Below are 20251 nucleotides of genomic sequence, written 5' to 3' on the forward strand. Positions count from 1 at the left end.
CGTCGTCGGGTGGTCGGGCCGTCAGGGGAGGTGGTTGAGCCGCCAGCGCCCGCCGCGCCCGGTGAGTGCCACGCGGGCCAATGGCGCGACGTCGACGCGCCAGAAGGACCGGGCGGGGGCACCGAGGGCGTGGACGACCGCGGCACGGATGACCGCCGGATGGGTGATCGCGACGGCCCTGCCGGGGGTACGGACGGCGAGCCAGCCGGAAACCCTGGCGAGGAGCGCGGTGATCGACTCCCCGCCGTGGGGCGCCGCGCCCGGATCGCCGAACCAGGACGCGAGCGCCTCGGGCTCCGCTGCCTCGACCTCGCCGAGCGTCATGCCACTCCAGCGGCCGTGGTCGCAGTCGGCGAGCAACGGGTCGTGCTCCACCCGCAGGCCGAGCGCCGCCGCCGTCTGGACGCAGCGCAGCTCGGCCGGGCAGGCCGCGGGACCGGGGTCTGCCCCGCCGAAGTACCGCGCCATCCTCTCGGCCCGGCGCAGGCCGCGTTCGTCGAGTGGTTCGTCGACGGGGAACGCGGCCCGCGCCGTCGCCGAGGTGGAGGCGTGGCAGACCAGGAGCAGGCGGGTGACCCCCGAGGGGGTCGTCACACCGGGCCGCGCCTGCGGGCGGCGAAGGCGAACAGCGCGCCGACACCGGCCCAGAAGACCGCCTGGGTCCCTATCGAGGCGATCCGGAAGTCCCACAGGAGATCGGCGGGGAAGCCCTGGGGCACCTCCGAGATCTCCGGCAGGAGGATCCAGGCCGCGACGACGGGGACCAGGAAGGCGGCGCCCGCCGACAGCCAGCGCACCCACGGTTCGCTCCGCGAGGCGTAGCGGTAGGCGGCGGTGCCGGCGGCGACGGCGAGGATCCCGATCACCACGGCGACCAGATAGAGCACGGTGCGCTGGTCGATGGTCTCCGGGTCACCGACTGCCGGTGGGTTGGCGGGATATTTCATGAAAGGGATGAGGACGACGGAGGTGAACGCGGCGGCGGCGAGCGTGACCGCGAGCACCGGTTCCGAGCGAGGTCCCGCCCGGCCGCGTACGGCCGCGTAGACGAGGGAGAACAGCCCTCCGACCGCCAGGCCGTACAGGCCGAGGGCGAGGAAGAGCCCGAAACGCTGCCCGTCCCTGCTGACGAGGGCCTCCTCCTCGTCGTGGGAGTGGGCGGCGGTCCCGGTGTCGTCGTGTGGTTCGGCCCCGGAGGCGGCCGCGGCCGCCTCCTCGAGCGCGATGGCCTGGTCGATGCGTGGTTCGCCGACGGTGTAGGCGAAGACGGCCGCGAGCAGCCCTGCGAGCAGTCCGGCGACGAGGCCCCGGACGATGAGTTTGGAGATCACCTGTGGCTCAGTGGCACGGTACGCCGAGCAGGTGACGCCCGTCGTGCATGAGTTCGTGCAGGTAGTTTCCCGCCTGGGAGATCGCCCCCTGGTCGAAGGTGACCAGATAGGCGAGAAGCAGCAGCACCGGTACGGCGAGCAGCCAGCGGGTGAGCGAGTGCCATGGGATGGGCTGGGTGTGCGGTGCCGAGATCTGGCTCACGGCCACCTCCTCCGGGATTGACGCGTCCCTTTTCGTAGGTCGGTGGCGGCCGAGTGTGACCTGGCTCCCGGCCCTCGCGGGCCGGATTACAGTGGCGCGACCGCACCGGAATTTCACCGGATTTCCCTCGCACCGCCACAAAGCACCCGGAACTTATCCCGATTTCCCGTCCCCCGTCAATCCAGGTGTCCGGTTTAACAGGATTCGGTGGGCACGAAGAGGGGGGGGGGGGGGGGGGGGGGGGGCCCCCCCCCCCCCCCCCCCCCCCCCCACCCCCCCCCCGCGCCGCCCCCCCCCCCCCCCCCCCCCCCACCCCCCCCCCCGCCCCCGCCCCGCCCCCCCCCCCCCCACACCGCCCGCGTCACTTCCCCTCTGGCCCCCCCCCCCCTCCCCGGGGGGGGGGGTTTTGGGGGGGGGGGGGGGTGGGGTGGGGGGGGGGGGGGGCCCGCCCGCCCCCCCCCCCCCCTCTCAGGACGTCACTGCTCGCCGGTGAGCGCCGTCACCAGCTCCGCGGCGGTACGGCAACGGTCGAACAGCTCGCCCACGTGGGCCTTGGTGCCGCGGAGCGGCTCAAGGGTGGGGACGCGCTGCAGCGACTCACGGCCGGGGATGTCGAAGATGACCGAGTCCCAGGAGGCCGCGGCCACCGACTCGCTGTACTGGCTCAGGCAGCGGCCTCGGAAGTAGGCCCGGGTGTCGTTGGGCGGCACCTCGATGGCCCTCTGGACCTCCTCCTCGGTGACCAGGCGCTGCATGCGGCCCCGGGCGACCAGCCGGTTGTAGAGCCCCCGGTCGGGACGGATGTCGGAGTACTGGAGATCGACGAGCTGCAGACGCGGGTGCGACCAGGGAAGGCCGTCACGGGTCCGGTATCCCTCCAGAAGCTCCAGCTTGGCCACCCAGTCGAGTTCGCCGGACAGCTGCATCGGATCCTCCGCCAGGCGGGTGAGGACCGACTCCCAGCGCTCCAGGATGTCCTTGGTGGGCTCGTCCAGGCCGTTGGCGCTGCGCTCCTCGGCATACTTGCGCGCGAGCTCCAGGTATTCCATCTGGAGCTGCACGGCCGTCAGTTTGCGACCGTCGCGCATGGAGATCTCGTACTTGAGCGTGGGGTCGTGTGAGACCGCGCGCAGGGCCTGGACGGGGTTGTCCACGGCGAGGTCGCGGGTGAAGTAGCCGTCCTCGATCATCGCCAGGACGAGCGCGGTGGACCCCAGCTTCAGGTAGGTCGAGATCTCCGACATGTTGGCGTCGCCGATGATGACGTGCAGGCGACGGTATTTCTCCGGGTCGGCGTGGGGCTCGTCCCGGGTGTTGATGATCGGCCGCTTGAGCGTCGTCTCCAGCCCCACCTCGACCTCGAAGAAGTCGGCCCGCTGGCTGATCTGGAAGCCCTCGCCCCGGGAGTCCTGGCCGATGCCGACCTTGCCCGCGCCGGTGACGACCTGCCGGGAGACGAAGAACGGCGTCAGGTGCCTGACGATGTCGGCGAACGAGGTGGCCCTGCGCATGAGGTAGTTCTCATGGCAGCCGTAGGAGGCGCCCTTGTTGTCGGTGTTGTTCTTGTAGAGCTGGATCGGGGCGTTGGCCGGCATCGCCGAGGCGCGGACCGCCGCGTCGTGCATCACCCGTTCACCCGCCTTGTCCCAGATCACCGCCGCCCGAGGATTGGTGCACTCGGGTGTGGAGTATTCGGGATGGGCATGGTCCACGTACAACCGGGCCCCATTGGTGAGAATCACGTTCGCCAGGCCGAGGTCCTCGTCGGTCAGCTGGCTCTGGTCCGCCACCTCCCGCGCGAGGTCGAACCCCCGTGCGTCCCGCAACGGGTTCTCCTCCTCGAAGTCCCATCGCGCGCGCCGTGCCCTGGCGGCCGAGGCCGCCAGATAGGCGTTCACGACCTGAGAGGAGGTCACCATCGCGTTGGCCCCCGGCTGTCCGGGCACGGAGATGCCGTATTCGGTCTCGATGCCCATCACCCGCCGTACCGTCATGCGCACCCTCTGTTCGTCAGGGACTGTTTCTCTCCGTGGTATCTATTCCCGACCCTAGACCCTTCACTATGCCCGGTGGTCGGACAGTTATGGCACCGAAGCCTTTTCGCCCGTTGCGAGGGGGATCGAGGAGAGCGCGGGGAGCTGTGACGGGGACGGGGATGCGGCCCCTCTCCGCCTCATGGATTTGACGAACTCCTGAAGCGGACGCTCGGCCACCCGGTACACCAGATAGGAGAACGCCGTCGCGGCCAGCACCGTGACCAGGGCGGTCAGCGGGGGCGGCAGCACGTCCCGCAGGGCGGGGACGATCAGGACCGCGGCCGGGGTGTGGAACAGGTAGAGCGGGTAGGTGAGCGCACCCAGGACGACCAGGCCGCGCCAGCGCAGCCATCCCAGCCATCCCAGCGCCACCATGGCCATGAGCACGTAGAAACCGACCACCGTGGCGACCACGGCCCACTCGGGCACGGGCATCGCGGCGTAGCCGACCTTCTCGACGCGCCCGGCCACCCGGTCGATCGCCGCGCTCACGGCCAGGCCGCCGCTGATCCCGGCCAGGCACCACAGGACGAGCCTGGGACCGAACCTCGTCATCAGGAAGAACGCCATGCCGCCGACGAAGTACGCCGCGTACTTGGGCATGACCACGAGCTCGACCCACGCCTCGTCGCTTCCGGCGAAGAACCCGGCCGCCAGCAGCCAGACGCCCATGAAGACCAGGCAGCGGTTGAGCGTCACCCCGACGATCACCAGGATCGAGATCAGTACGTAGAAGCGGAGTTCCACCCAGAGCGACCAGTAGACGCCGTTGGCGTCGTAGACGCCGAGGGCCCGCTGGAGCATCGTGAGGTTGATCCCGTACTCGCCGAGGCTGAGCTTGGGATCCAGGGCCGTGGCGGCGGTCAGCCCGTACACCGCGGCGGTGACGGCCACGCTGACCCAGTAGGCGGGGTAGAGCCGCACCAGCCGGGAGAGGGCGAACGCCCCCAGGCTCCGCCCCCAGATGCTCATCAGGATCACGAACCCGCTGATCATGAAGAACAGCTCGACGCCGAGGATGCCGAGCCCGGAGACGGTGGAGATCGCCGGGAACAGTTCGGCCGGGCGGTCGCCCCACACCGAGGCGAAGGCGATGAAGTAGTGGAAGGCGAGCACCGCGATGGCAGCGAAGAAGCGCAGGAGGTCGAGTTCGGCGAGGCGGCCACTTCCCCGAAGCGCCTCGCGAGACCCCGTGCCGTTCACCGGGCGGCCGGGCCGGAATGTTCACGCACGCCACTTGGACGGCGTCTCGATCATTCGGGTTCCCCGTGACGGCTGTCTATTTCCGGCCATTTCCGGGGCGGGTGTGAAAGGAGAGCCGAATACACGAGGACAAAAAGGTTTAAACAGGACAAAACCCACAGGCCGTCGAATGTGTTGCGGCAGGCATGACGACGCCGACGGCGCGGCCCCCGAGGGGAACCGCGCCGCCGGTCACACGTGGTTACAGGTATTGACCGGTGTTGGCCACCGTGTCGATGGAGCGTCCGGCCTCTGTGCCCTGCTTGCCCGTCACGAGGGTGCGGATGTAGACGATCCGCTCGCCCTTCTTGCCGGAGATGCGGGCCCAGTCGTCGGGGTTGGTGGTGTTGGGCAGGTCCTCGTTCTCGGAGAACTCGTCCACGCAGGCCGCCAGCAGATGCTGGATCCGCAGGCCCTTCTGGCCGGTCTCCAGGAACTGCTTGATCGCCATCTTCTTGCCCCGGTCGACGATGTTCTGGATCATCGCGCCGGAGTTGAAGTCCTTGAAGTACAGGACCTCCTTGTCGCCGTTGGCGTAGGTCACCTCAAGGAAGCGGTTCTCCTCGCTCTCGGTGTACATCCGCTCGACGACCCGCTGGATCATGCCGGAGATCGTCTCCTGGCGGTTGGAGCCGTGTTCGGAGAGATCCTCGGCGTGGAGCGGGAGCTCAGGGATGAGGTACTTGGAGAAGATGTCCTTGGCCGCCTCGGCGTCCGGCCGCTCGATCTTGATCTTGACGTCCAGGCGGCCCGGCCGCAGGATCGCCGGGTCGATCATGTCCTCACGGTTGGAGGCGCCGATCACGATGACGTTCTCCAGCCCCTCGACGCCGTCGATCTCCGACAGGAGCTGGGGAACGATGGTGTTCTCGACGTCGGAGGAGACGCCCGAGCCTCGGGTCCGGAAGATCGAGTCCATCTCGTCGAAGAACACGATCACCGGGGTCCCCTCGGAGGCCTTCTCGCGAGCCCGCTGGAAGACCAGGCGGATGTGCCGCTCGGTCTCGCCGACGTACTTGTTGAGAAGCTCGGGACCCTTGATGTTGAGGAAGAAGCTCTTGCCGGACTGGCCGGTCTTCTCCGCGACCTGCTTGGCCAGGGAGTTGGCGACGGCCTTCGCGATGAGGGTCTTACCGCAGCCGGGCGGCCCGTAGAGCAGGACACCCTTGGGCGGGCGGAGCTTGTGCTCGCGGAAGAGGTCGGCGTGCAGGTACGGGAGCTCGATGGCGTCCCGGATCTGCTCGATCTGCCGCATGAGCCCGCCGATCTCCTCGTAGGAGATGTCGGGCACCTCCTCCAGGACGAGCTCCTCGACCTCGGACTTGGGGATGCGCTCGTAGACGTAGCCCGAGCGCGGTTCGAGCAGCAGGGAGTCACCCGCCCGGATCGGCTGGTCCAGCAGCGACTCGGCGAGCTTCACCACCCGCTCCTCGTCGGCGTGTGAGATCACCAGCGCGCGCCGGCCGTCCTCAAGGAGCTCCTTGAGCATCACGATCTCACCGAGGTCCTCGAAGCCGAGGGCCTCTACGACGTTGAGCGCCTCGTTGAGCATGACCTCCTGGCCACGCTTCAGCGACTCGACCTCCACCGCGGGGCTCACGTTCACCCTGAGTTTGCGGCCACCGGTGAAGACCTCCACCGTGCCGTCTTCTCTGGCTTCGAGGAACACACCGAACCCGGACGGCGGTTGTGCCAGCCGGTCTACCTCCTCCTTCAAGGCGACGATCTGGTCTCTGGCCTCCTTGAGGGTGGCCACCAGACGCTCGTTCTGGCCGGTTACGGCCGCGAGGTTCGCCTGCACGTCATGGAGACGCTCTTCGAGAATCCTGGCCTGCCGGGGAGACTCCGTCAGCTTCCGACGCAACGCGGTGATCTCCTCCTGCAGGAAGGAGACCTGTGTTGTGAGGTCGGCGACCTCCCGTTCGCGCTGCGCGGCACGAGCTTCAGCGTCGTCGCGAGCTGCCACGGCGTCACCTCCTTCCCAGTCGAGACCGACTACTCAAAACCCTACCCATCTAAGGGCTGTCCCTTACCTGGCTGAGCGGTGTTCATATGACTACATTAAGTGCGTGATGATTAATCCCTTTTGGGGGTTTTAGTCCTAGAAGTATAAGAACACGAAGGTCTGCTCCCATGTCACGCTCCGACGGACCGTCGTGGCCGAATCGTCATCATGTGGCGGAAGACGTGGAAGTCGCGGACTCCTCGCCATGTGCCCCCTTCGCCGGACGTCTACGTCGAGGTGGTGGCGTCACCCCGTCGGCCATGCGACGGGCCGTGACCAGAAACCCGGTGTGGCCGACCATCCTGTGGTCGGGCCGCACGGCCAGTCCCTCGACATGCCAGTCACGAACCAGGGTCTCCCACGCATGGGGCTCGGTGAAACTCCCGTGCTCCCGCAGAGTTTCGACCGTACGCGAGAGCTGGGTCGTGGTCGCGACATAACAGCAGATCACGCCACCGGGCGTGAGTGCCCGGGCCGCGGCGTCCACACATTCCCACGGGGCGAGCATGTCCAGGATGATCCGGTCGACGTCGCTCTCGTCCAGAGCCTCGACGAAGTCGCCGACCACCAGGCGCCACTGCTTCATCGGGCCGCCGTAGAACTTCTCCACGTTCTTGGTGGCGATCTCGGCGAAGTCCTGGCGCCGCTCGTACGAGGTGAGGGTGCCCTCGGAACCGATGGCGCGCAGCAGGAAGCAGGTGAGCGCGCCGGAACCGACACCCGCCTCCACCACCCGGGCCCCGGGGAAGATGTCGGCCATGGCCACGATCTGGGCCGAGTCCTTGGGATAGATCACCGCCGCGCCTCGCGGCATGGACAGTGTGTAGTCCTGCAGGAGATGTCTGAACGCCAGATACTGGGTGCCGCCGGACGAACGCACCACCGAGCCCTCGGGCCGGCCGATCAGCTCACTGTGCGGGATCCCGCCCTTGTGCGTGTGGAACACGCCGTCTTCCTTCAGCGTCACCGTGTGACGCTTGTTCTTGGGGTCGGTGAGCTGAACCTGATCCCCGGCCTGAAACGGCCCATGCCTGCGAAAACCCATGACCGCAAGGTTATCGGCGCGCGACGGTGTCCTCGGACGGTCCGGAACACGGCCACGCGGGCAGGACGGGCGCGAACCTCGGAGCGCCGGGAGGGCGAAGCGAGAGAGATCAGAGAAGGGACGAGGAGGGAGGGGACAGGGCGGAGAGGGCGGAGGTCATCCGCAAATTGATTCGCCCTCATAAGAGGGCACCTGGTAGCTGTTATGGCGTGTTTTCCCATGATGTGATTCCGGCCGGCCCTGTCGTCCTGAGACCGCTCGCCCCGGCCGACGCCGAGGCGATCACCCGGGCCTGCGCCGACCCGGAGATCGTCCGCTTCCTCCCTCTCGTCCCCGTGCCGTACACCCGGGACGACGCCCTTGAGTACATGGAACGGTGCCGCCAGGAGTGGCAGACAGGAGGTGCCCCGTTCGCGATCGCGGACGCGGCGACGGGTGAGTGGCTGGGCAACATCGGCCTCATGGCCCGTCCTCGCGGGGGCATCGAGATCGGCTACCTGGTCGCTCCGTGGGCGCGGGGCCGCGGGGTGGCCACGGCCGCCACCGCCGCGCTGACCGCGTGGGGGTTCCGCCACGGGGTCGAGCGCGTCGAGTTGCTCGCCAACGTGGAGAATCTGGCCAGCCAGCGGGTCGCCCTCGCCGCGGGGTTCCACCACGAGGGCGTGCGGCGCGGGGCCGAGGAGCAGCGTGACGGCACCCGGCACGATTTGGTGAGCTTCGCACGTCTGCGCGGCGACTCCGGCGAGCGCGTGCCGCCCCTGCTGCCGGAGTTTCCCGGCGGCTCGCTCACCGACGGGGTCGTACGGCTCAGGCGGCTCACCGTCTCCGACACCGCCGACTACCTGGCGCTGCGGAACCTGCCCGACGTCGTGAGGTACAGCGTCCCTTCCGAACCCTCCACATTCGAGAAGGTCGAGGAGCGCTGCCGTACCGCGGGCGCGGACTGGCTGGCGGGCAGAGGCGCCGAGGTCGCGATCCTGGACGCCGCGACGGGCGCGTTCGCCGGGGACATCCAGCTCACCGGGGTGATCCCCCCGCTGGGACAGGCGATGACGGGCTACAGCCTGCGACCGGAGTTTCGCGGCAGGGGCTTCGCCACCAGGGCGGTGAACCTGCTGGTCGGCTGGGTCTTCGAGCACACCCCCCTGGCCAGGATCATCGCGGGCACCTCTCCCGGCAACGTCGCCTCGCACCGCGTGCTGGAGCGCGCGGGCTTCACCCGCGAGGCGCTGCTGCGCGGGATGCTGCCTGGCCCGGACGGCACACGCCTGGACGACCTGCAGTGGTCTCGCCTGCGAGACGACGCCCGGCACTAGCCCGGACGACGCCCGGCGCCGGCCCCGATCGACCCGCGGTGATCGTCCGCCGCGCTGGATCGCCACGCCCGCGACTCCCGGCGCCGGCCGTACACCGTCACGGAAGTCGCGGGCGATCCGAAACGTCCGGCCGCCCCAGAAAGGCCCCGGCCGGGTCTCAGTCGGCGCCGAAGCGGGCCCTGAGCTTGGCGTAGGCGGCGTCGGTGCCCTGGAGTGCCCGATCGATGTCGGCGTCGGTGTGGGCCGCAGACAGGAACCAGTTGTGCCACGGGTGCAGGTAAACCCCCTCCTCCAGGCAGGCCGCGGCCCAGAACATGCCCTTGTCCAGCGTCGCGTCGCCCTCGAAGGAGAGCCACGGGATCTGCACCGGCCCCGTCTGGTTGACCGTGAAGCCGTGGGAGGCCGCCTGGGCGGCCAGGCCCTCGCGCAGGCGGGTGCCCGCGCGCTCCATCAGGGCGATGCCGTCGATGGCGCGCAACGTCTCGATCGTGGCCTTGGCCGCGGCCATCGGGGCGGCGTTGAACCAGAAGGAGCCGGTGGAGTAGAGCGTCTGGGCGGGCCCGCGCAGGGAGTCCACACCGGTGACCGCGGCGATCGGGTGGCCGTTGGCCATGGCCTTGCTGAAGGCGTACAGATCGGGGCGCACGCCCAGGGGCTCCCAGGAACCACCCAGGTCGATCCGCCAGCCCCCGCGCACGTCGTCGATCACCAAAGCGGCGCCGATCCGGTCTGCCAGGGCCCGCACCCCCCGGGCGAACTCCGCGGCGACGAGTTCCTGGTCCTCGAACGAGTCGTGCTTGAACGGCGTCACGATGATCGCGGCGACGTCGCCCTCCGCCTGGGCCGCGGCGGCCTCGACACTGGCGAGGTCGTTGTAGGTGAACTCGACCAGGTCGGCACGCTCGTTGGGAGTGGTCCCCGCCGGGCTGGGCGTGCACCACGGGTCGGCCCCGTGATAGGCGCCGTGCGCCATGAGGACCTTGGTCCTGCCGGTGGCGGCGCGGGCGACCATCAGTGCCTGGGTGGTGGCGTCGGTGCCGTTCTTGGAGAACATCACCCAGTCGGCCTGCGGGACGGTCTCCACCAGCAGCTCGGCGAGCTCCACGTAGACGGGGCCGGGACCGTTGAGGCAGTCGCCCGCGGCGAGCTGTGCGGCGACGGCGCCCTCGACGGCGGGATGGCGGTGACCGAGCACGACGGGTCCCCACGAGCACATGAGATCGACGTACTCACGTCCGTCGGCGTCACGTTGGCGGCATCCCTCTCCCCCGACGAAGAACTGCGGGTAGGCGGGACCGTGCAGGGCCGCGTTGAGATGGCCGTACATGCCGCCGGGGACGACCTTGGCGGCCCGCTCCCTGAGTTTGGCGTCGATGGACATGCGCCGTCCTTTCGTCTCTGGTCATGCCTGGATGGGTTCGGCCGCTCCCCGCCGCCCGTACGGTCGCGGGGCCGGGGGCCGTGAACGGCGAGGTCACTTCTCGTCCCGTAGCTCCCTCGCACCGTCCAGACCCGCGTCCGAGCCCAGGCCCCCGGCGACGCGGGCGGCCAGCGCGGTGCCGAGCCGCGCGGCACCGGCCACGTCACGGCCGTCGACCAGACCCGCGACGAACCCGGCGCAGTAGGCGTCGCCGCAGCCGGTGGTGTCGACCACGGGGACGTCGAGGGCGGGAACGCGGGTGACGCCCTTCGCGTCGGCGATCAGGCTCCCGTCCGCGCCGAGCGTGACCAGGACGGCCGAGGCCCCCTGCGCCAGCAGTGCGTTCGCGGCCTCCTCCACATCCCCCGCCTCACCGGCGCCGCTCATCAGCAGTGCCTGCTCCTCGTTGGGCAGGAGGTAGTCGACGTGTGGAAGGAAGTCGCGGACCCCCTGCATGAGATCCGGCATGTTGGACAGCAGGTCCATGGTGACGATGGTGCCCGCCGCTCGCGCCTCGTCCAGCAGCGCGAAGAACGCGGGGTCGTACAGGCCCCAGGTGACGTCCATGCCGCCCAGGTGCACGACCCGCGCGCCGAGGACGGTCTCACGGGCGACGTCGGCGGTGGACAGACCCAGGTTCGCGCCGGGAACATGGAAGGACGGGCGCCCGCCGTCAGGACGGATCGGCAGGATCGAGGCGGCGGTCTGCTCCCCCCGCCTGCGGACGATCCCGGTCACGTCGACCCCGCGCCGCCCCATCATCATGACGAGCAGGTCGCCGAGCTCGTCGTCCCCGATCGCCCCCACCGAGGCCACCGGGACGCCGAGCGCGGCCAGGTCGACGGCGGTCGCGGCGGCGGCGCCCGCGGCGGTGACACGGATCTGCTCCAGCAGGTGGGTGTCCTGGCCGGCGGGGATCGACTCCACCGGTCTGGCGAGCACGTCCACGATGTGCGCACCGAGGGTGACGACGGTCATATCGAGTCCTCCTCATGTCTTCAGCGGATAATAGACGGGCGACCGACTAAAATGTCAACGAATCCGTTCAGGGAGGAGCGAGGTGCCGAAGATCGTCAACCACGGCGAGCGCCGCGAGGAGGTCGTGGAGGCCGCGCGCCGCGTCATCCTGCGCGAGGGCATCGAGGCCGCCACGACCCGGGCCATCGCCAGGGAGGCCGGTTACTCCAACGGCGTGCTGACCCACTACTTCGCCGACAAGGACGACATCATGCTGTCGGCGCTGCGCTCCTCGCACCGGCGCATCGTGGAGCGCCTGCGCGGCAAGCTGGCCGGTCTCACCGGCCTGGCCGCGCTGCGCGAACTCCTCCTCGACAACCTCCCGCTGGACGACGAGCGCGCCCGCGAGAGCGGGCTGGAGATCGGCTTCTGGAGCCGCAGCATGACCAGCCCGGCGATGCTGGAGGCGCAGCGCGCCGAGGCCGAGGAGCTGCGCTACCTGGTACGCAGCCTGCTCGGCGCGGCGGCCGCCGACGGAGAGATCACCACCGCCGACGACCTCGACGACGTCACCGAGCGGCTGCTCGCCCTCGTCGACGGACTGAGCGCGCACCACCTGCTCTATCCCGACAGGCTCGACGCCGCGCGCCTGGAACGGATGCTCGACGCCGAGCTGGACCGCCTCCGTCCCACCGGCGCGTAGGCCCGCACGGCCGGACGGCCCTGCCTGTCCCGGGACGAGGGCCCCCGCGCTCCCCGGAGAACGCACCGGGCGGCCGGACACCGGCCGGCCCTGAGCTCTCAGGGCCGGCACCCGCGGAGCGTCCCGGACCGGCGGGGACCTCCCCGGAGCCGCGGGACTCTCAGGCCAGCAGGGCGTAGAGCCGGTCGGCCACTCCCCTGGCGGTGGGCCGCTTGGCCGCGTCGCCAAGGCATGCCTGGACCAGGTCCGACAGCTCCGGTTCCAGGCTCGGGTGGATCGACGGCGTCGTGCTGTACACCTTGCGCAAGGTCAGCAGCGGGTCGTGGGTGGGCAGCTCCCCGTAGAGACCGTTGCCGCTCACCGCCCAGTGCAGCGTCGCGCCCAGCGACCACACATCGCCCCCGGGGGTCGGGGTCTCCCCCTGCAGCAGCGTGGGGTCGGTGAACTCCACCGAGCCGATGTCCCCCATCCCGGTCACCGTCGCCCCCGGCATCAGCACCTGCGACAGGCCGAGGTCGGAGAGCTTGCCGCCGTCCTCGGTGAGCAGCACATTGCCGGGACGGATGTCACGGTGAACGATGCCCTCCTCGTGCAGCGCCTGCGCCGCGTGGGACACGCAGGCGACCGCGCGCAGCACCCGCTCACGCGAGGGACGCTCCGCGGGACGCGCCAGCGAGCCACCCGGCAGGTATTCCATCGAGTAGTAGAACACCCCGCCCTGCTGGCCCGCGTCGTAGAGCCGCACCAGGTAAGGGGAACGCACCGCGGCGAACGCCTTCAACTCCCTCGTGGCGCGGCGGAACGCGTCGTTCCCGGTGCCGCCCACCACCTTCACCGCGACCAGGTCCGCCTCGACGGGCAACCGTTCCGGCCTCTTCGCCAAGTAGAACTCGCCGTGGTTGCCCGCCCCCAGTGACCGGACGAACTCGTAATCGGCGATGCCTTCCACCAACGGTCTCCCTCCATACCCACGCGACGTTCGCGGCGACATCCCCCACACGGTAACGTCGCCTTCGACATTCTCGGGGCTTTTCTTTGCATACGGAAAGCGTGCTCGCAAGTGCTGCACATGGATCTGCTCCTGCTCGACCTCGTCATCGTCCTCGCGGCGGCCCGGCTGTTCGGAGCACTGGCCAAAAGGCTCGGCCAGCCCCCGGTCATCGGCGAGATCGTGGCGGGCATCCTGCTGGGCCCCACGCTGCTGGGCCCCCTCATCGGTGACCAGCTGTTCGGGCCCGAGATGCGGCCCCCGCTGCAGGCGCTGGCCAACGTCGGCCTCGTGCTGTTCATGTTCGTCGTCGGCCTGGAGCTGGACCAGAAGCTGGTCAGGGGCAAGGGCCGGATCGCGGTGACCGTGGCGCTCGGCTCGACCGTGGTGCCCTTCGTCCTGGGGTGCGTGCTCGCGCTCAGCATCGCGGGCGAGCACGTGGGCCGCGACAGGACGCTGCCGTTCGTGCTGTTCATGGGGGCGGCGATGGCCGCCACCGCGTTCCCCGTGCTGGCCAGGATCCTCACCGACCGGGGAATGCAGCGCATCACGCTCGGCGGCCTCGCCCTCGCCTCCGCGGCCGTCATCGACGTGCTCGCCTGGACCGTTCTGGCGGTGGTCGTGGGCATCGCCGGGGCGGGAGAGGCCGAAGGGCAGTGGAAGGTCCTGCTCGCCCTGCCGTACGCGCTGGTGATGTTCCTGGTGGTCAAGCCCCTGCTGGCCCGTCTGGTGCCCGCGTACGAGAAGGCCGGGCGGCTCACGCCAGGGCTGCTTTCGCTGGTGCTCATCGGCCTGATCGGGTCGGCCTGGGCCACCGAGTGGATGCACGTCCACTTCATCTTCGGGGCGTTCGTGTTCGGCGCGGTGATGCCCCGCGAGGGAGCCGAGCGGCTCAACCACGAGATCCTGGAGCGGCTGGAGCAGCTCGCCGTGCTGCTGCTGTTGCCGATGTTCTTCGTGGTGGCGGGTCTCAACGTCAACCTGCGCGAGCTCGACCTGTCCAGCCTCGGCACGCTCGCCGCGATCCTGGCCGTCGCGATCGGCGGCAAGCTGCTCGGCTCCTACGCCGCCGCCCGGACGCAGCGGCTGCCCGGACGGCAGTCCTGGACGCTCGCGGCCCTGCTCAACACGCGAGGACTCACCGAGATCGTCATCCTCACCGTCGGCCTGCAGAAGGGCGTGCTCGACGACGAGCTGTATTCGCTGATGGTGGTCATGGCCCTCGTCACGACCGCGATGACCGGCCCGCTGGTGCGCAGGCTCTACCCCGACAGGCGGGTGGCTCGCGACATCGCCGACGCCGAGCGCGCCGCCCTGGGGGTGACCGCCGCCCACCGGGTGCTGGTGGTCGTGCCCGACCCTCCCGCCGAGCAGGCCCCGCTCGTCGGCCTGGCCACCGCCCTGGCCCTCTCGACGTCCCCGTCGACCCCTTCCGAGGTGGTCCTGGGCCACCTGCGCCCCTACCCCTCGGGGCGCCTGGAGGTCGGCATCGGCCTCTCCTCGGAGCTGGCGGAGCTGACCGAGATCCTTCACGAGCTGGAGACACTGGCCGCCACGGTTCGCGAGCACGGCTCGGACAGCAGGGTGGTGAGCCGGTTCAGCGCGGACGTGGCGGGCGAACTGCCGGGGCTGGCCTCCGGTGCCCGTCCTGACCTGCTGGTGCTGCCCGCCGACGTCCCCGGCTACGCCGGTATGCGCGACGGCGCCACCTGCCGCGTGGTGACCGTGGCCGTGCCGGTGCCGCCGTCCGCGTTCGAGCAGGCCGGGCCCGGTTCCGAACCGGTGGCGGTGCACTACGGCCCGGGCGGCGACGCCGCCGCCCACGTGGCGCTCGACCTCGCGACGCTGTGGGGACGTCCCCTCGTCGTCATCGGAGGGAACCGGGCCTCGGCGCTGGCCAAGCGGCTGGCCAAGCTCGGAGTGGAGGCCACCTCGGGCCCGGTCCCCGAGGGCGCGCTGGTCGTCGCCGCCGACACGGCGAACGTCCCCGAAGACGTCCATCTACTGGTCCGCGCCGAGCAGGACCCCGACCCCGTCGACTGGGCCGAGGCGGTCTCCGCCCTGCGCGCCCCGATCCCGCAGCCCTGACGCCTCCCCGCCGACTCTGCCCCCGGTTCGGACCGCCTGTCGCACCTCCTGGCCACCTGCTGCTGCCCGCATCCCCCTGAACGCGTATCGGCGGCACGGCCCACGGCCGTGCCGCCGAAAAAAGGCGAGAGGCGTTCCTCAGCGGTTGCGGTGCGACTCGTAGCGCATGGTGCGTGAGACGCCGATCCGCACGGTGGTGCCGGGCAGGATCGCGACCGGCTCGTTCGGCGGGATGTCGTAGAAGTTGGGGTCACCGGGCGGCTGGATCTGGGTGCCGTTGACCGACCCCAGATCGACCAGGTTGACGTCCCAGCCGTCCAGCGCCACCCGCAGGTGACGGCGGGAGACCGAGCCGTCGGGGCTGGTGACCTTGGCCGCGCGCACCGAGCCGTCCGCCACCTCGGGAGCCCGCTCGGGGTCACGGCCCACCAGATAGTCGGTGTCGAGCCGCAGCGTCAGACCGTCGTCCAGGAGCAGCACCCCCAGCGGCGGGCGCGGCCCTTTGTAGGGGACGAGGGTGCGCTGGACCAGCGCGATGCCACAGACCGCGCAGTAGGGGACGCGAGGGTCGTTGAAATGGTCGTTCTTGCAGTCGACCCCGTAGACCAGCGGCCGCGCCTCGGGCTCGGCCGCCGGGCCGGGCGCGGGAGCGGCGGAGGGTTCGTTTCCCGGCTGCGCTCCCCCGGGCGTCAGCAACTCGTACTCGAACGGCTGGTCGCGCACGTCGATGGGGTCGCCGCCGATCCCGCTCGCCATGGCGGTGTCGATGTCCTCGTGGTGGACGACCGCCGGAGCGGGCCCGCTGGAGGGACCGCCGGACTGCACCCCCGGGTGGCCCGGAGAGGAGAGCGGGCCCTGCGGCATCGGCTCGGAGTGCCATCCCTGCGGCTGCGGCTCGCGCCGCGGCTCCGCGGGCGGGGCGGCCGGCGGATAGGGATCGGCCGGGCCCATGGGATAGGGCGGAGGCTCCGGAGGTGCCGACCACGCGGGGGGTGCCGACCGCTCGGGCGGCGCGGACATCGGGATGGACTCGGGGGCCGCGGGCTCCATCCGGGGGGCGGCGTGCTGTGCCTGCTGGGCATACTGTCCCTGGGGGGCGGCGGACTCCGCCCGTGGCACGGCACGCGGGGCGGCGCCCGGCTCGGTCGGGTCGCACGAGACCCCACCCGCGACGATCACCCCGGCGTCCAGCCGGGAGAGCGGGTGCGCGGCCTCCGCATCGGGCAGGCGCAGCTCCACCCGGGTCACCGGGCCGGGGACCAGCCGGTCGGACCAGGTGAGCGCGTCGCGCCCCGCGAGCTGGATCTCACCGTTCGCGCCGGTCACCGACGCGAACGCGGGGCCGCTGACCAGGACGGCCACTCCCCCGCCGACGGGGCCGGCGACGGCGCACGCCACCGGCTCACCCATCATGGCGGCGAGGATCTGGGCGACGCGGCGGGCCAGCGCCCTGCCGTCGCCGCCGGAGGCCGCGGTCTCCCGCAGCGCTCCCAGCAGATCCTCAACGACGGCCTCGGCCGCGTCGCACACCAGCAGCAGGCCACCCTCGTGGGCCACCAGCCCGTTGCCCGGAAGCGGACGCACCACTCCGAAGCCCTGGTCGGTCACAGAACTCTCCCTCCCCGGAAACGCCATCGGATGAACGGCACCCTCATGGGACCGTTCGTCACCAACCAGATGCATACCCAGACGACGGTGAAATGCGTCCAGAAGGCGGCCGGTGGGACCGGATCGATGAAATCAACTGCACCGGACCGTAGCAAAAAGTACAGCACAAGACCTTCGGGCACGAGCGTCAGCAGGCCGAAGAGAGTCGGCCAGTCCTTCTCCCATCTGAACTGCATCAGGAAGTGGTATATCAGCTCCCAGACGACCCCCAGCACGGCCACCGCCGCGATGACCAGGAGGCCGTTGACGTAGCGGCCGGAGAGCGGCCCCGAACCGGGGAGCAGGGGAACGATCAGCAGGGTGATGAACACGCCGACGGTGGCGAGCATGAGAAGGCGCGTCTGAATACGGCCCAGCAGTGTCGGAACCACGAGAACTACTCCTTACACCGGCGAGTTGCGGGCCCATTTGAACCACTGCGAGGTCGACCGTAGCGGTCCCATCTTCTTGACGAATCCACGCTTCGCCAGGTCGTCCGCTATCTCCTGTGCCGCGATCTGCAGGCCGAGGAAGGTGTCGACGCCGGGGAAGTAGCCGCCGAGCGTGGCCGACCCCGAGGCGTAGAGGGCACCGTCACCGTTGGCCGTCCCCTTCACCTCGAAGTGTCGCTCCACCTCCAGCCTGCCCACCGGGTTGCGGAACGCCCCGCCGTGCTGCAGCAGGTCCGCGAAGATCCGGTGCTCGGCGATGTCGGCCTCGAGGCCCGTGCAGTCGATGATGTAGTCGGACACCGGCTCACGGACGATGCCGTCGCTGCTGCGCACGTAGCTGACGAGCCGCCCGTCGTGGCTCTGCTCCACGCGGTCGACGGTGCCCTGCACGGGGTGGTAGTAGCCGCCGCTGCGGCCCGCCCGCATCTGCTCCTGCCAGCGCCGCCTGAAGGGGGTGTTGGTGCCTCCCATCTCCTTGTACTTCCTCGCCCGGTCGGCGCCCTCCAGCTTGCGCATCTGCGCCTTGAGCTGGCCGCCCCACACCGACTTGGGATAGTTGAAGCCCTGGTAGGCCCAGCCGTCCCCGCCCTTGCGGCGCGACCAGATGTGCGGCCCGTGGGAGCCGCTGACGAACGTGCGGAAGATGTGAATGACCTGGGTCTGCAGGTTGTGTCGCTCCCGGTCGTCGAACAGCCGCTGGAGCACCCGGGAGGCGACGATGCCGCCACCGCGGATGACCACGGTGCCCGGCCGGGTCTTCAGGAACTCGTAGACCTGCTCGTGCGGCTCGTAGGCGTTGACGACGCGCTGGTAGTCACCGTGCTTGGTGCGGAACTCCTGCAGGTCCGGCAGGAACTTCAGACCCGGATAGCCGATCGCGATGTGCACGAAGCGCGACCGGAAGATGATGCGCTTGGTCGGCGCCGCGCCGTCGGGCGGGGTGACCACGGTGAAGTAGCCGCCGCCCGCCCTGCGGCGGACCATCCGCACCTGCCCCTTGACCAGCATGTCCCAGTAGTTGATGCGCTTGGCCTCGCGTTCGAGGTTCTCGAAGACGGTGCCGGCGCGCGGGGTCCAGTAGTCGTTCAGGAGCGGCTCGGTGAGGATCTGCCACAGGTATGACGGATTCTTCTCCTTCCACGCCTCTTCCAGGGCGTAGGAGGGGAAACCCCACAGGTTGTCCGGGCGGGAGGAGGAGTCGGAGCGGATCCGCTCACTCCGGGGGATCTGCGAGCACCTGGTGAGGAACTCGTAGGTCTGCCACGGATGGTCGATGTTGGACACCACCCGCATCTGCGAGGTGGGAACGCCGTAGATCCTGAGGTAGTCGAGCGTCACGAAGGATCCCATGCCACCACCGACCGTGAGGAAGGGGATGTCGTACATGGGGATGCCCGCGGCCGCGACCATCTGATCGGTCCATTCGGGGGCGCCGAGAAGATCCGGCGTCAGATCACCGGCAGGCGCCGGTGTTTGGGGGGGTGCCAATTGACGTCCCTTAAGCTACGTGGCCAGCCCATTCGCTGGCCAAAACCCTAGTCCTGGTGAGAGCCGAAGACGAGTGGGACGAACAGGTACGTTCCTCTCCTGTCATCCCCTGTCATCGGCGAGTATCCAGTGAGACGCCTGTAAACCACCTGTGGTTCGCTTAAACCCCGCTGAACACGCGGTTCACATCCGAGGTCGCGAGCACGCCGAAGATCTCGCCGCCACGCTCCACCAGGAGATACTCCCCGGCCGGGGCTTCGCGCATGGCGTCGATCAGCGGCTCCCCCTCCAGGTCCGCAGCCAGCACCAGCGACGGCTCCAGGCTGCGCGCGAGCGAACCCGCCGTCACCCAGGGGCGACGGCTCTCCGGGGTGGACTCCACCGCGACCTCGTTGACGATGCCCGTGGGATGACCCTCGTGGTCGACCACCACCATCGCCCCCGCCTGTGCCTCCGCGGCCCGCCGCAGGGCCTCGGCCAGCGGCACGTCGCCGGTCACCGCGATGGCCCGCCTGGCGAGGGCGCGGGCGTTGACCTCGGGGATCCGGGCCCGTACGCGGGCGCCGCGCAGCGACTGGGTGGCGCCGAACCAGATGAAGGCGGCGAGCAACAGCGACCAGATGAGCATCAGGCCCGGTTCCTGCCCGGCCACCAGCGTCAGCCCGACGGGCAGTACGACCAGGGCGATGGCCAGCACCCGGCCAGCCCAGGCCGCCGCGACCGTGCCGGAGAGCGGCTTGCGGGTGATCTTCCAGACGCCCGCCCGCAGCATGCGCCCGCCGTCGAGCGGCAGCCCCGGGAGCAGATTGAAGATCCCGACCATCAGGTTGGCGAGCCAGAGCTGGAAGACCAGGACGCCGGCGATCGTGCCGGGGTCGATGACGTAGGAGGCGGCGAATCCGATCGCGGCCAGCCCGAGCGAGAGCAGCGGCCCGGCGAAGGCCACCATGAACTCCCTGCCCGGGGTCTCCGGCTCGCGCTCGATCTCCGAGACACCGCCGAGCAGGTAGAGCGTGATGCGCCGTACCGGCAGGCCGTACATCCTGGCCACCACGCAATGTGCCAGCTCGTGCAGGAGCACCGAGACGTACAGCAGCACCGCGAAGACGAACGCGACGACATAGGTGAGCGGGATGCTCAGATCGGGCAGCCTGTAGGCCACCACGCTCTGGAACGAGTAGGTGATGAACGCCGCCACGATGAACCAGGTCGGCGAGACGTAGATCGGGATGCCGAACGGGCGGCCCATCAGCAGCCCTGGATTGTCCTGGCGTGGGCTGTCGCTGCTCACCGCTGCTTCACCATTTCCTCGTTCAATCCACCCTCAGTCC

Annotated in this window: 17 protein-coding genes and 1 riboswitch; of the genes, 3 read left to right on the plus strand and 14 right to left on the minus strand. The window is 70.0% G+C overall.

Going from position 1 to position 20251, the window contains the following annotated elements; translation table 11 throughout:
• Window positions 1-21 precede the first annotated feature (21 nt).
• The 7 genes from ACIBH4_RS12355 to ACIBH4_RS12385 form a co-directional block, all read right to left on the minus strand.
• Window positions 22-594, minus strand: a complete 573-nt coding sequence (locus tag ACIBH4_RS12355) for a histidine phosphatase family protein (protein WP_362515906.1) — start codon at window positions 592-594, stop codon at window positions 22-24.
• Window positions 591-1331 (minus strand): CbtA family protein, encoded by a 741-nt coding sequence (locus ACIBH4_RS12360; RefSeq protein WP_362515904.1) that lies wholly within the window; start codon window positions 1329-1331, stop codon window positions 591-593. The genes ACIBH4_RS12355 and ACIBH4_RS12360 overlap by 4 nt, the downstream gene beginning before the upstream one ends.
• Window positions 1332-1338: 7 nt before the next feature.
• Complete coding sequence (locus ACIBH4_RS12365; RefSeq protein WP_362515902.1) at window positions 1339-1533, minus strand: CbtB domain-containing protein; 195 nt, start codon at window positions 1531-1533, stop codon at window positions 1339-1341.
• Window positions 1534-1567: 34 nt separating this feature from the next.
• A riboswitch (cobalamin riboswitch) is annotated at window positions 1568-1698 on the minus strand.
• A gap of 311 nt (window positions 1699-2009) precedes the next feature.
• Window positions 2010-3527, minus strand: a complete 1518-nt coding sequence (gene dop, locus ACIBH4_RS12370) for a depupylase/deamidase Dop (protein ID WP_350948294.1) — start codon at window positions 3525-3527, stop codon at window positions 2010-2012.
• Between the two features lie 87 nt (window positions 3528-3614).
• The gene (locus tag ACIBH4_RS12375) at window positions 3615-4772 is read right to left on the minus strand and encodes an acyltransferase (protein WP_362514354.1); all 1158 of its coding nucleotides are present in this window, start codon (window positions 4770-4772) and stop codon (window positions 3615-3617) included.
• Window positions 4773-5013: 241 nt separating this feature from the next.
• Entirely contained in the window at window positions 5014-6777 is a 1764-nt protein-coding gene (gene arc / locus ACIBH4_RS12380) for a proteasome ATPase (protein WP_362514351.1), read from the minus strand.
• Window positions 6778-6982: 205 nt separating this feature from the next.
• Window positions 6983-7861, minus strand: a complete 879-nt coding sequence (locus ACIBH4_RS12385; RefSeq protein WP_362514348.1) for a tRNA (adenine-N1)-methyltransferase — start codon at window positions 7859-7861, stop codon at window positions 6983-6985.
• Between the two features lie 209 nt (window positions 7862-8070).
• Here ACIBH4_RS12385 and ACIBH4_RS12390 point away from each other — a divergent pair, with 209 nt between their 5' ends.
• Window positions 8071-9177 (plus strand): GNAT family N-acetyltransferase, encoded by a 1107-nt coding sequence (locus ACIBH4_RS12390; RefSeq protein ID WP_362765096.1) that lies wholly within the window; start codon window positions 8071-8073, stop codon window positions 9175-9177.
• A 157-nt stretch (window positions 9178-9334) separates the two neighbouring features.
• Here the strand turns inward: ACIBH4_RS12390 and ACIBH4_RS12395 are convergent, their stop codons facing one another.
• Window positions 9335-10558, minus strand: coding sequence for an aminotransferase class III-fold pyridoxal phosphate-dependent enzyme (locus ACIBH4_RS12395; RefSeq protein ID WP_362514341.1), 1224 nt, complete (start codon window positions 10556-10558; stop codon window positions 9335-9337).
• Between the two features lie 93 nt (window positions 10559-10651).
• Window positions 10652-11575, minus strand: coding sequence for a sugar kinase (locus tag ACIBH4_RS12400; RefSeq protein ID WP_362765094.1), 924 nt, complete (start codon window positions 11573-11575; stop codon window positions 10652-10654).
• Between the two features lie 82 nt (window positions 11576-11657).
• Between ACIBH4_RS12400 and ACIBH4_RS12405 the strand changes: the two genes are divergently transcribed.
• Window positions 11658-12257, plus strand: a complete 600-nt coding sequence (locus tag ACIBH4_RS12405; RefSeq protein WP_362514335.1) for a TetR/AcrR family transcriptional regulator — start codon at window positions 11658-11660, stop codon at window positions 12255-12257.
• Between the two features lie 160 nt (window positions 12258-12417).
• On the opposite strand, the gene ACIBH4_RS12410 is transcribed toward ACIBH4_RS12405, so the two are convergent.
• Window positions 12418-13206, minus strand: a complete 789-nt coding sequence (locus ACIBH4_RS12410; RefSeq protein WP_362514331.1) for a serine/threonine-protein kinase — start codon at window positions 13204-13206, stop codon at window positions 12418-12420.
• Window positions 13207-13326: 120 nt separating this feature from the next.
• On the opposite strand from ACIBH4_RS12410, the gene ACIBH4_RS12415 reads away from it, so the two are divergent.
• Entirely contained in the window at window positions 13327-15333 is a 2007-nt protein-coding gene (locus tag ACIBH4_RS12415; protein ID WP_362765108.1) for a cation:proton antiporter, read from the plus strand.
• A 138-nt stretch (window positions 15334-15471) separates the two neighbouring features.
• On the opposite strand, the gene ACIBH4_RS12420 is transcribed toward ACIBH4_RS12415, so the two are convergent.
• The 4 genes from ACIBH4_RS12420 to ACIBH4_RS12435 form a co-directional block, all read right to left on the minus strand.
• Window positions 15472-16941, minus strand: coding sequence for an FHA domain-containing protein (locus ACIBH4_RS12420; RefSeq protein ID WP_362765090.1), 1470 nt, complete (start codon window positions 16939-16941; stop codon window positions 15472-15474).
• The gene (locus tag ACIBH4_RS12425; protein ID WP_362514325.1) at window positions 16938-17372 is read right to left on the minus strand and encodes a hypothetical protein; all 435 of its coding nucleotides are present in this window, start codon (window positions 17370-17372) and stop codon (window positions 16938-16940) included. The genes ACIBH4_RS12420 and ACIBH4_RS12425 overlap by 4 nt, the downstream gene beginning before the upstream one ends.
• Before the next feature lie 12 nt (window positions 17373-17384).
• Window positions 17385-18920, minus strand: a complete 1536-nt coding sequence (locus tag ACIBH4_RS12430) for a hypothetical protein (protein ID WP_362514322.1) — start codon at window positions 18918-18920, stop codon at window positions 17385-17387.
• Window positions 18921-19080: 160 nt separating this feature from the next.
• The gene (locus ACIBH4_RS12435; RefSeq protein WP_362514395.1) at window positions 19081-20169 is read right to left on the minus strand and encodes a site-2 protease family protein; all 1089 of its coding nucleotides are present in this window, start codon (window positions 20167-20169) and stop codon (window positions 19081-19083) included.
• Window positions 20170-20251: the final 82 nt, after the last annotated feature.

Source organism: Streptosporangium sp. NPDC050284, assembly GCF_044459525.1.
Taxonomy (GTDB): Bacteria; Actinomycetota; Actinomycetes; order Streptosporangiales; family Streptosporangiaceae; genus Streptosporangium.